This is a genomic window from Halorubrum trapanicum, assembly GCF_017873555.1.
Lineage (GTDB): Archaea > Halobacteriota > Halobacteria > Halobacteriales > Haloferacaceae > Halorubrum > Halorubrum trapanicum.
Genome location: NZ_JAGGKE010000004.1, coordinates 59,712 through 71,088 on the forward strand (window position 1 = coordinate 59,712; position 11,377 = coordinate 71,088).

Consider the following 11,377-nt stretch of genomic DNA (forward strand, 5'->3'; position numbering starts at 1 on the left):
GACGGGTCGCGGGCCCGCGGATACGTTTTCCATCTTTGAAATTATCCTCGAGTGGGAGAAAATAACGCTTAAATCGACCGGTCGGCCACCCGCCGATCGAACGATGACGCGGAGACGAGAGGGCGGTGCCGCGACGGACCGATCGGGACGGAGCGCCGAGCCGTGAGCGACGGAGCGACCCTCCGGATCGTCGACGAGTCGGACGACGACCCGGGCGGCGCGGTCCCCGCGCCGGTGCCGCCGGACGACCCCGAGGCGTGGTACGCGCCGGACGTCCGGGCGCAGTACGAGGCCGCGCCCGGCGTGGTGGCGACGGTCCGCGAGCGCGACGGCGGGCGGTTCGGCTACGACGTCCGCGAGCCGCCGCTGTCGGCCGACGACGAGCGCGCGCTCGACCGCGTCCGCGAGCGCTTCTCCGCGGTGCGCCACCGCCGCCCGCTCACGCGGGTCGGCGTCGTCGAGCGCGCCGAGAAGGGGTTCGAGGCGAAGTACGCGGGAGCGATAGAGCGGCTGGTCGACGCGAGCGCAGCCGCGCGCCGCCGGATAGATTACCACGCGCTGCGGGAGTTCCGGCTGCTCGGCGAGCTAACGCCGGTCGCGCTCGACGACCGGATCGCGGTCGCGGACGTGGGCGACGACCGCGAGCTGGTGGTCCACACCGAGACGTTCGCGCCGCTGGAGACCGGGATCGACGCCGACGCCGACTACGTCGAGCGGGTGGCCGCCGAGCGGCTCGCGCAGTACGCGGTGGAGTTCGCCGGACTCGCTATCGAGGTGGTCGTCTACCGCGAGCGGCTGCTCGGGTCGGACGCGTTCGAGACGAAGTACGCCGTGTTGGAGCCGGACCTGTTGCCGGGCGACGAGGCGCTCATCGAGGAGTGTAAATCGCGGATCTGGGAGACGACCGTGAGCGACGTGATCGAGGACCGCGAGTCGTTCGTCGCCGCCCGCGCCCGCCGGTTCCTCTCGCGGCGGCTCACCGCGCGCAACACCCGCGCGTGGCTCGACGCCGCGGCCCACCGGGCGAAGGCCGCGCTCGCGGACCGGGGGCTGGCCGCGCCGCCGGTCGACTCGCGGTACGCCCGCGACCGCCTCGACGACCTCGCGTACTACGTGCTTCGCGACTTCGTCGGCGAGGGGATTCTGACGGTGCCGATCCGCGACCCGCACCTCGAGGACGTGGAGGCGAACCGCGTCGGCGAGCGCGTGAAGGTCGTCCCGCGCGCGTCGGTCCTCTCGGGGACGGGCGGCGAGACGGGCGAGACCGGCGCTTCCGACGGCGAGGGCGACGCCCCCGAGGCCGGCGAGCGCGTGCCGACGAACCTCGCGTTCGACGACGAGCCGACGTTCGTCAACGTCGTCACGGGGATCGCCGCCCGCGACGGCACCGAACTCAACGCCTCGACGCCCTCCGCGAAGGTGAACCTCGAACTCGACGGGGTGCCACAGACGATCCGGTGTGCGGTGGCGCTGCCGGTCATCTCCGAGGGCGGCCCGCACGTCTCGATCCGGAAGCAGCGCGCGGACGCGCTCACCCCGGTCGACCTGATCGAGCGCGGCACGCTGTCGGTCGACCTGGTGACGCTACTGTGGCTGCTGTACGAGCACCGCGGGGTCGTCCTCTTCGCCGGCCCGACCGGCGTGGGGAAGACGACGCTGCTCAACGCCCACACGCCCTTCATCCCCTTCGACGCCCGCCCGGTCTCCGTCGACGAGGGGTCCCGAGAGGTCCGGCTTCCGCACGAGACGGGCGTCTCGCTCACCACCCGCGACCACGAGGACGCGTACAAGTCGGTGGGGATGGCGGAGCTGATGACCGAGGCGAACTACCTGAATCCGGACGTGGAGGTCATCGCCGAGATCAACACCCACGAGAGCTTCGAGACCTTCGCGGAGAGCCTGAACACCGGCCACGGGGTGATCGGGACGACGCACGCGGAGGACGTCGAAGCCCTCGTCAACCGCCTGCGCGAGCGCGACCTGCCCGCGCGCCTGCTCCGCGAGGTCGACCTCGTCGTCTTCCCGCGCCGGGTCGACGGCGAGCGCTACGTCTCCCGGGCGATCGAACCGCTCTCCGAGACCGCGTACGAGGGACTCGGTCCGGAGGCGAAGCGAAGCCCGACCGGCGACCCGAAGCGGGGCGGCGCCGGCGTCGTCGAGACCGGCGCCGAGTCCGTCCGGTACAACACGGTCGCCTGGCGCGACGGCGACGGGGCGTTCCGGTTCCCCGGCGCGCCGGGCGGCGACGGTGACGAAGGGGTCGCGGCGGCCGGCGCGGCCGGATCGAGTGACGCTCCGGGCGACGGCACCGACACCGGTCCGCGGTTCCGCGTCTTCGACCGAATTGCGAGCCGGACCGACCGCGACCGGGAGACCGTCGCCGCCGAGTTCGCCTCGAAGCGGCGGTACGTGGAGTATCTCGTGCGCGACGGCGTCGACGACCCGGACGCGCTCTTCGAGTTCCTCGCCGACCTGCGCACCGACGAGGCCGCGACCGTCGAGCGCGCCGCCCGGACGATGGACCGCGACGGCGACGGGAACGGGGGGCGGGACGCGCCGGACGAGGGGAGCGACTCCCCCGAACGGAGGGGGCCGTGAGCCGGCGCCGCGCGAGCGGAGCGGTCGAGGCGGGCACCGACGAGACGGCCGCGGACGAGACGGACGCGACCGGCGCGCTCGCGACGGGCGGCCGGCTGGCGGTCGTCGACCGCGTCTGCTACGCGCTGTTCGCGCGGCACGCGAGCGACCGGCGGCACGACGCCGACCGGAAGCGGTACCGCGGGACCGCGCTCGACACCGGCTTCGAGACGTACCTCGCGCGGGCGTACGGTCTCTCGTGGGTCGTCGCGGTCGCGGTCTTCTTCCCGGCGCTGGTCGTCGCGGCCGGCGCGGCCCCCGCGGTCGCGGCCGCGGTCGAGGCCCGGTTCGGCGCGGCGCTGCTCTCGTCGGGACCGACGGCGACGCCCGCGCCGACGCCCGACTCCGTGGGCCCGCTCCGGACGGACCGGGCCGCGCTGCTCGTCGCGATCGCGGTCGCGCTCCTCGCGAAGCGCGCGACCGTGGCGGCCGCCGGGCTTCACCTCCGGTGGGTGGTCGCCACGCGGCGGACCGACATCGAGCGCACCCTCCCCGGGGCGGTGCGGTACCTCGAACTGCTCTCCTCGGGGAGCGACGAGCCGCGGGCGATGCTCCGGAAGGCGGCCGACGGCGACGCGTACGGCGGCACCGCCACCTCGCTGCGGAAGGCGCTCAACGCCGCCAAACTCGCCGGGAGCCTCGACGAGGGGCTGCGGCGGGTCGCGCGCGACACGCCCTCGCGGGAGCTGCTCGCGCCGTTCCTCCTCAAGTTCCGGAAGCACGCCGCGACCGGCGACGAGGCGCTCTCGGCGTTCCTCGCGACCGAGCGCCGGATGCTCTCGCACCGGCAGGACCGCGCCCGGAAGCGCGCCCGGCGGTTCCTCGAACTGCTCACGGAGCTGTTCGTCGCCGTGCTGGTGTTGCCGGCGCTGCTCGTCATCGGCGCGACCGCGCTGTCGGTCGTGATCCCCGAGCTGCTCCCGCCCGTCTCCACCCCGGTCGGCGTGGTGCCGACCCGGGCGGTCGTCCTCTACGGGGCGGTCGCGTTCCTCGTCGCGTTCGGGCTGGCGGCCGCGGTCGCGGTCGGCACGCTCCGGCCGCCGAGCCAGCGGGCGAGCTACGAGGTCCCGACGAGTCCGCGGGCGGTCCTCGCGACCGCCGGGCGCAACCCCGCGAGCACGGGGGTCGTCGCCGCGGGACCGGCGGTCGCGCTCGCGGCCTGGCTCGCGGTCGCGGGCTACACGCTCGTCAACGTCGCCCTCCTCGGCTACGCCGCGTTCGCGGTGCCGGTCGGACTCGTCGCCGCGCGGCGCACCCGGATCGACGACGCGAAGGACCGGGAGCTGGCCGACTTCGTCCACGCCGTTTCGGGCCACGTCGCGCAGGGGCGCCCGCTCGCGGCGGCGGTCGACGCCGTCGCGCGCGACGTCGACCTCGGCGTCCTCGACGACGACGTGACGGATCTCGCGTTCGCGCTGCGGTCGACGACCGCGACCGAGGGCGTGACCGGGGAGGTGTCGGATTCGGTCGGAGGGGCGGTTGCGGACGGGTCGACCGCGGTCGACGTCCGCGGCGCCGCCATCGAGCGGTTCGTCGACCGCGTGGGGACCCCCCTCGCCGCCGGGACGCTCGGACTCGTCACGGGGGCGCTGAACGCCGGCGGCGACGCCGACGCCGTCTTCGAGACGCTCCGCATCGAGGTCGGGCGGCTGTACAGCGAGCAGCGCGCGCTCCGCTCGGCGATGCAGCCGTACATCGCCGTCGGCTGGGCCGCGGCGGTCCTCGTCGCCGGCGTCGTCGCGGTCGTGAACACGCAGGTGGTCGACGCCGCGCGGCTGGCCGAGATCGCGGCCGCGTCGGAGGCGGTGACGGAGCCGGAAGGGGTGTACCCCGAGCTGGAGCGCTTCCGGCTGTACGTCGTCACGCAGGCGACCGTGCTCGCGTCCGGCTGGTTCGCCGGCACCGCGGCGCGCGGGCGGTACGCCGCGCTGCTTCACTCGGGCGCGCTGGTGGCGTGCTGTTACGTGGTCTTTACCGTGGGCGGGCTGGTGTGAAGGCGGATTGATGCCGGTGTGGACGCCGCGCCGACACGAGCCTTTTCCACCGCGACCGCTTATGTTGGCCCATATGGACGAGAAGACCGCCGACCTCCGCGACCTGTTCGTCGACGCCACCGGCGCCGAGACGGTCACCGAGCGCCAGGACGCGGCGCGGGGGACCCTCTCCGACCGCGACGAGGGGGCGACCGACGAGCGCCTCCGCGAACTCGTCGCCGCGATGCGCGAGCGGTACGGCTTCTCGACTCCGCTCGACGACGACGCGTACGCGCTCGTCGCCCGCGGCCGGTTCGGCGGCGCGGACGACGCCGAAATCGCGGCGGCGGTTCGGGACGCGCTCGCGGAGCGGGAGGACGGCGAGGGCGACGGCAGCGACGCCGAGGCCGACCCCGTCGACGCCGAGACGGTCCGCAAGGCGCGTCTCGACCTCCACCTCGTGCGGGAGTCGGACCGGGACATCGAGGCGGACGGTGACGAGAGCGAGGGCGATACCGCCGATCCGCCCTTCGAATACGCCGCCCTGAAGCGGCTCACCGCCGCCGGGAACTCCATCGTCGAGTGCGCCGAGGAGTTGGACGCGGAGCCGGATGCGGTCGCTAAGTACGCCGCGGTCGCGCGCGCCGACCTCACCTCCACTCGGACGAACGACCGGTTCCGCGACACGTTCCGCGACCTCCTCACCGACGCCGACATCGAGGGGTCGCTCGCGAGCGACGCCCGCGAGGACGGCCTCCGCGAGGCGACAGAGGACATCGAGACGGACGTTTCTTTATAAGTAGTTGGCTGTGGATCCTCGGTAACTCTTCTCCAAAGCCCCAGCCGCTCGGCTATAATCCGGTGACTGCGGATCGACGGTGAACACCTCCAAAGCCCCAGCCGCGAGGACTCGCGCACCTCGTTGCGCTCCTCGCTCGTTCGCTCCGCTCACTCGCTGTGGTGCTTACGTCGGTGTGCTTCGTCCTCGCGGCTGCCCCTTTGAGTCCCACCCGACCGCACAGCACCTCACGCCTCCCCAGCCTCGTCAGTCGCCCTCCGCGTTGCTCCGGGCGACTGACTCCAGCGAGGGACCGAAGGTCCCTCTGGCAGCCGGCGCGTAGCGCCGGCGACCTCGCGCGTGCGGTTCGTGGCCCTCCGGGCCACTCATCGGCACGCGCCGTCGTATCTTTATCACCGAGGCCGCGGCCAACCGGTCGCGTGACCCTCGTCCCGTTCAGCGACCTGGCCCGCGCGGCGTACTGCCCCCGACAGCTCTACTACGTGCGGCGCGACGACGAGCGGAGCGTCCCGCCGAAGGCGCGCGAGCGCATCGACCTCGCGTTCCGGTACGACGAACTGGTCGACGCGCCGGACCGAGTGCTGCTACAGCTGCCGCTCCACCGGTCGCCGGCCGCCTACCGCCGAAACCTGACCCGGCTGCGGGAGCGGAGCGACTACGACTGCCTCGTCAACCCCGCGAGCGAGCGGGGGTTCCTCTCGGGCAAGGACTGTCACGGCACGGTTCACAAGGTGTTGGAGCCGGGCGACGCGAGCGGGAACGAGGAGCGGTCGCCGTCGCCCGTTCCGACCCTCGTCTCGTCGGGCGAACCGCCGGAGACCGGCGTGTGGGAGCCGCAGGCGGTCCGCGCGGTCGGGATCGCGAAGGCGCTGGCGTGGGAGCGCGAACGCGAGATCGATCGGGCCTTGGTCGAGTACCCCGCGGTGGGCGTCGTCCGCGAGGTCCGGCTCACGCTCCGGAAGAAGGCGGCGTACCGCGAGGCGCTCCGCGCGGCGCGGTCGATCGACGGCCCGCCGCCGCGCGTCGACGACGACCGCTGTGACGCCTGCGACTACGCCGCCGAGTGCGGCACCCGGCGACGCTCGCTCAGATCCCTGCTGGGCTGAGCCGAATCGGCGCGGCGTGGTCGTCGCGACGCGTCCCCGTTCTCACGGCGAAAAGGCGGTGCCGCACTCGGTACAGGTGAACCGGAACCGCTCCTCGTCGGTGAGTTCCGTGTCGTGGACTCGTTCTTCGCCGCACTCGCGGCACTCGACGACCGACTCGATCTGGTCCCAGTCGTGGTGCGCGCCGGGCGCGCCGACCGCCCACGCGACCACCTCCTCGTCGGCGTCCTCGGCCACGTATCCGGACTGGAACTCGCCGGGCGCGAAGCGGATCAGTTCCCCGGGACCGACCGCGACCCGCTCGCGCTCGCGGCCGACCTCGAACGTGGCGGTGCCCGAGAGGACGTAGAATATCTCCTCCTGGTCGCCGTGGGTGTGAAGCCCGCCGGAGAAGCCGTCGCCGGGCGCGAGCTCGAAGTAGTTCATCGCGACGTGGTCGGTGCCGAGCGCGCGCGACACCGGCTTCCGGAGGTCGTGGACGCCCATGGGGTTCGTGACGACGTCGACATCGTCGATCGCGACTCGCTCCATGCGGGTCGCTCGCAGGGGAGTCCCCTAACGCTGTCGCCGGTCGCGTCGAGGGACCGTCGCCGAAGCGGATCGAGAGATCCTCAGCGAACCCCGGGCCGCGGCGACGATCGCTCGGCCAAAGGTGACGCGACCCGGCAGTTTATACGTGTGTGCGTCGTTCGCACGGGTACGAATGACGCGAGACACTCGCGATCGTTCGGAGGATAGAGGAAGTCGCCTCGCGGCGGCTGGCCGCGAAATTCTCCGACGATAACGACGACGGGGCACGACCGCCCCGCGGCGGCACCGACCCCGAGACCACCGCAGAGCCGACGGACTCCCTTTTGACCCGAACACCACTCACCGACCTCGACGAGGTACAGCTACTCGACACCACCCTGCGCGACGGCGAACAGATGCCCGGCGTCTCCTTATCGCCCGACGAGAAGGTCGACGTCGCCCGCGAGCTGGACGCCGCCGGCGTCCACCTCGTCGAGGCCGGCTCGGCGTGCACCTCGGAAGGCGAGCGCGAGGCGATCCGCCGCGTGGCCGACGAGGGACTCGACGCGACCGTGACGAGCTTCGCCCGCGGGATGAAGCGGGACGTCGACCACGCGCTCGACTGCGGCGTCGACGGCGTGAACCTCGTCGTGCCCGCCTCCGACAAGCACGTCGAGACGAAGGTGGGGTCGACCCGCGACGAGGTCGTCGAGACGACCGTCGAACTCGTCGAGTACGCCAAAGAGCACGGCCTGTGGGTCGAGGTGCTCGGCGAGGACGGCTCCCGGGCCGACCTCGACTACCTCGAACGCCTGCTCGGCGCCGGGCTCGACGCCGGCGCGGACCGGATCTGCTACTGCGACACGGTGGGCGCGGCCGACCCCGAGCGCACCGCCGCGGTCGTCTCGCGGCTGGCCGACCGCGGCCCGACGAGCCTCCACACCCACGACGACCTCGGGTTCGGGCTGGCGAACGTCCACGCGGGGCTGAAGGCCGGCGCCGACACCGTCCACGGCACCGTCCTCGGCGTCGGCGAGCGCGCCGGCAACGTCGCCCTCGAAGAGGTCGCGGTCGCGCTCGGCCGGTCGTACGACGTCGACACCGTCGAGCTCTCGCGGCTCTACCGGCTCTGCCGGACCGTCTCGGAGGCGACCGGCGTCGCCCTCCCGCCGAACAAGGCGGTCTGCGGCGCCAACGCCTTCGCCCACGAGTCCGGCATCCACACCGACGGCACGCTCAAGGACGGGACGATGTACGAGCCGTACCCGCCGGAGACGGTCGGCCGAGAGCGCCGGCTCGTCCTCGGCAAGCACGCGGGCCGCGCGGGCGTGAAGGCCGCGCTCGCCGAGCACGACGTGGCGGTCGACGACGACGAGCTGCGCGAGGCCGTCGCCCGCGTCAAGGAGCTGGGCGAGCGCGGCAAGCGCGTCACCGACGCCGACCTGCTCGCGGTCGCCGACGACGTCCGCGGCCGCGAGCGCGAGCGCCACGTCGAGCTGGTCGACCTCTCCGCGACCTCCGGCGGGAACCTCCCGACCGCCTCGGTCCGGCTCCGCGTCGGCGACGAGGAGCGCGTCGCCTCCGGCACCGGCGCCGGCCCGGTCGACGCCGGACTGGAGGCGGTCCGGACGGCGCTCGCGGGCGACGAGTATGAAAGCGAGAGCGACGGCGTCGCCTTCGAGCTCGACTCCTACCACGTCGACGCCATCACGGGCGGCACCGACGCGGTCGTCACCGTCGAGGTCGACCTCTCGCGGGGCGATCGCTCCGTGAGCGTCTCGGCGTCGGACGCGGACATCACGCGCGCGAGCGTCGTCGGGATGGTCGACGGGCTCGACCGCCTGCTGGCGGCGGAGGCGGACGCCGCGGACGCCGAGCCGAGCGCCGTGGCCGACGACTGACCGCGCCGCGTCTGACGAGGTTTTTAACTGACGGCGACCGATCGCGGGGTGTGAGCGTCGTCGTCGCGATCAAACCGTCGGCCCGCAAGCGGAACGCGAAGGTGGGGCGGCTCGTCTTCGAGGACGGGACCCGCCACGCCTTCGAGAGCCGCGCGGCCGCCGAGCGGTGGGCCGACGACCTCTCGGCCGGCGACGGCCACGTGTGGGTCGCGAGCGCGCACCCCCGCGACGACGGCGACGCGGACTGTTACCTCGTCTCGCGGGCGACGAACGCGAAACTGGAGGCCGCCTACGACAAGCGCCGGCGGCGGCTCAGGGGCGATACGGGCTCCGAACAGGAGTCGCTCGGCGGCGAGCCGTAGCCGAGAGGCCGCGATGCGGGAGCGGCGGTCGGCCGCGAGAGCCACTGTCGGCCGCGAGAACCGCTGTCGATCGCGGCGGCGCCTACGACGACTCCTCGTCGGGCACCGGATCCGGCGGCGACTCCGGTCCGGCGTCCGACTCGGCGCCCGGGCCGGAGCCGCGCGCGTCCATCATGTCTGCGGCGCGGGTCGCCCAGCCGGAGTAGCGGAACCCGGCGGCGACGACGAGCGCCATCCAGACGTAGGCGGCGGACACGCCGACGTACGCGCCGATCGGACCGAATCCGGCGGTGCGCCCGAGCAGCCACGAGAGTCCCAGAAACAGCCCGAACATCGCCGAGACGCGCGCGACGAGGGGGATCCGCGTCTCGCTGGCGCCCTGAAGCGACCCGGAGAGGGCGGAGAAGCAGGCGAGCGCGGCGCCCGCGACCCCGTACACCCGCGCGAAGTCGACCGCGTACCCGATCGTCGCCGCGTCGTCGGTGAAGATCGGGACCAGCCGGGGCGCGCCGACGACGAGTCCGATCCCGATCGTCCCGACCGTGAGCACGCCGAGGCTCGCGACCGCCCACCCGTTGAAGCGCGCGGCCTCCGGGTCGCCCTCGCCGAGCGCCTGGCCGACCAGCACCGACGCCGCGACGTTGTAGCCGCGCGAGAGCGGGCCGGTCACCTGCTGGTACACCCGGCGGCCGATCTGGAAGCCGGCGTTGACCGCCTCGCCGAAGCCGAGGAGGAGGGCGTTGAACGGGAACTCCGCGAGCTCCGAGCCGAACCCCTCCAACACGCGGGGCGCGCTCACGACCAGCAGCTGTTTGGCGATCGTGAGGTCGCGCGGCCACGCGAAGTCGGCGTCAGTCCACGACCCCCAGATCGCGAAACAGAGCAGCCCGGCCGTGAGCACGTTCGCGCCCGTGGTCGCGAGGCCGACGCCGAGGACCTCCAATCGCGGGAACCCGAAAAGTCCCAAGCCGAGGACGACGGAGCCGACGATGTTGACGGAGTTGGCGGCGACGTTGACGTACATCGGCGTGCGGGTGTCGCCGGTCCCCTGAAGCGCGCGGGCGCCGACCAGGGCGACGTGGCGCGCCGGGGCGGTCGCGAACACGACGGCGAGGTACGTCGAACCGAGGTCGACGACCGCGGGCGAGGTCTCCTCGCCGACGATCCGGCCGAACACGTCGATCGCGAGTTCGCCGAAGAGGAAGCCGAAGAGGACGAACGGGATCCCGGCGAGCGCGCCGATCAGAATCGCCTGCGTCACCGCCTCGTCGCGGTTCTCCGCGGCGCCCGCGCCGGTGTCCTGCGAGGAGAGCGCGATGGCGCCGCCGCCCAGTCCCAGCCCGATCCGTAGCGGGAACCGGGCGTACAGGTCGGCGAGTCCGATCGCGACGACCGCGGCGGGCGAGAACAGCGCGGTGACGAGGATGTCGGTCGTCCGCATCGCGGTGCGGAACGTCTGCTCGGCCATGACGGGCCACGCGAGCGAGAACACGCGCTTCCAGACGCGCCGCAGCCGCGGGAAGTCCATGTGTCGCACCCGACGGTCGCCCGCGGTATTGATATATCGGACCCGGACGCTCCCGCCGGGAGTCGAGGGCGCGGGCCGCGACCGCCCGAACGTTGAAACCCGCGAGCGACCCACGCACCCCATGGACGTCTTCGTGTACGGCACGCTGACCGAGCCGGAGCGGGTCGCCGAGGTGGTCGACTCGTTCGTCTTCGTCGGTTCCGCGACGCTCGACGGCCTCCGACTCGTGGAGGGCCGGTACCCGACGCTCGCGCCGGGCGGCGAGACGGCGGGCAGACTTCTCCGGACGGAGGAGATCGACGCGCTCGACGCGTACGAGGACGTCGACGGCGGGCTGTACGTCCGCGAGACCGTGCCGCTCGACGCGCCGGCCGACCACCCGGGGACCGCCGCGGTGTACGTCGGCGACCCCGACCGGCTCGACGCGGACGCGACGTGGCCGGGAAACGGTCCGTTCGCCGACCAGGTGCGATCGGTCCTCGACGACCGCGACGTGCGGGTGCGGCTAACCCCCCGAGATCCCGTCTGACGGGCGGATGACAGCGCCGCAGTCGTGCGGTT

At 73.2% G+C, this 11,377-nt stretch carries 9 protein-coding genes; 7 read left to right on the plus strand and 2 right to left on the minus strand.

Translation table 11 applies throughout. From position 1 onward, the window contains the following. Positions 1-162 precede the first annotated feature (162 nt). The 4 genes from J2744_RS06310 to J2744_RS06325 all read left to right on the plus strand — a co-directional run bounded on the left by J2744_RS06310 (position 163) and on the right by J2744_RS06325 (position 6,515). A complete protein-coding gene (locus J2744_RS06310; protein WP_209545802.1) occupies positions 163-2,598 on the plus strand; it encodes an ATPase, T2SS/T4P/T4SS family in 2,436 nt (811 codons plus the stop codon). Next, positions 2,595-4,631 carry a type II secretion system F family protein gene (locus tag J2744_RS06315; RefSeq protein ID WP_209545804.1) on the plus strand — a complete coding sequence of 679 codons (2,037 nt, stop codon included), beginning with the start codon at positions 2,595-2,597 and terminating at the stop codon, positions 4,629-4,631. Before J2744_RS06310 ends, J2744_RS06315 begins: the two co-directional genes overlap by 4 nt. Before the next feature lie 73 nt (positions 4,632-4,704). Continuing rightward, a complete protein-coding gene (locus J2744_RS06320) occupies positions 4,705-5,409 on the plus strand; it encodes a hypothetical protein (RefSeq protein ID WP_209545805.1) in 705 nt (234 codons plus the stop codon). A 419-nt stretch (positions 5,410-5,828) separates the two neighbouring features. Further along, positions 5,829-6,515, plus strand: coding sequence for a CRISPR-associated protein Cas4 (locus J2744_RS06325; protein ID WP_209545807.1), 687 nt, complete (start codon positions 5,829-5,831; stop codon positions 6,513-6,515). Positions 6,516-6,557: 42 nt separating this feature from the next. On the opposite strand, the gene J2744_RS06330 is transcribed toward J2744_RS06325, so the two are convergent. Then, positions 6,558-7,046, minus strand: a complete 489-nt coding sequence (locus J2744_RS06330) for a cupin domain-containing protein (protein WP_209545808.1) — start codon at positions 7,044-7,046, stop codon at positions 6,558-6,560. Positions 7,047-7,369: 323 nt separating this feature from the next. Between J2744_RS06330 and J2744_RS06335 the strand changes: the two genes are divergently transcribed. Both J2744_RS06335 and J2744_RS06340 read left to right on the plus strand, forming a co-directional pair. Further along, positions 7,370-8,926 (plus strand): alpha-isopropylmalate synthase regulatory domain-containing protein, encoded by a 1,557-nt coding sequence (locus tag J2744_RS06335; RefSeq protein ID WP_209545810.1) that lies wholly within the window; start codon positions 7,370-7,372, stop codon positions 8,924-8,926. A 50-nt stretch (positions 8,927-8,976) separates the two neighbouring features. Then, positions 8,977-9,288: a hypothetical protein gene (locus J2744_RS06340; protein WP_209545811.1), complete on the plus strand. Its 312-nt coding sequence runs from the start codon at positions 8,977-8,979 to the stop codon at positions 9,286-9,288. 82 nt (positions 9,289-9,370) lie between these two features. On the opposite strand, the gene J2744_RS06345 is transcribed toward J2744_RS06340, so the two are convergent. Continuing rightward, positions 9,371-10,816, minus strand: coding sequence for an MATE family efflux transporter (locus J2744_RS06345; RefSeq protein WP_209545812.1), 1,446 nt, complete (start codon positions 10,814-10,816; stop codon positions 9,371-9,373). Positions 10,817-10,937: 121 nt separating this feature from the next. On the opposite strand from J2744_RS06345, the gene J2744_RS06350 reads away from it, so the two are divergent. Continuing rightward, positions 10,938-11,345: a gamma-glutamylcyclotransferase family protein gene (locus J2744_RS06350; protein ID WP_209545813.1), complete on the plus strand. Its 408-nt coding sequence runs from the start codon at positions 10,938-10,940 to the stop codon at positions 11,343-11,345. The last annotated feature ends 32 nt before the right edge of the window (positions 11,346-11,377 follow it).

Bases quoted from the DNA above. Each gene is read 5' to 3' on its own strand.
- J2744_RS06320 (WP_209545805.1), top strand. From the start codon at position 4,705: ATGGACGAGAAGACCGCCGACCTCCGCGACCTGTTCGTCGACGCCACC.
- J2744_RS06330 (WP_209545808.1), bottom strand. From the start codon at position 7,046: ATGGAGCGAGTCGCGATCGACGATGTCGACGTCGTCACGAACCCCATG.
- J2744_RS06345 (WP_209545812.1), bottom strand. From the start codon at position 10,816: ATGGACTTCCCGCGGCTGCGGCGCGTCTGGAAGCGCGTGTTCTCGCTC.
- J2744_RS06350 (WP_209545813.1), top strand. From the start codon at position 10,938: ATGGACGTCTTCGTGTACGGCACGCTGACCGAGCCGGAGCGGGTCGCC.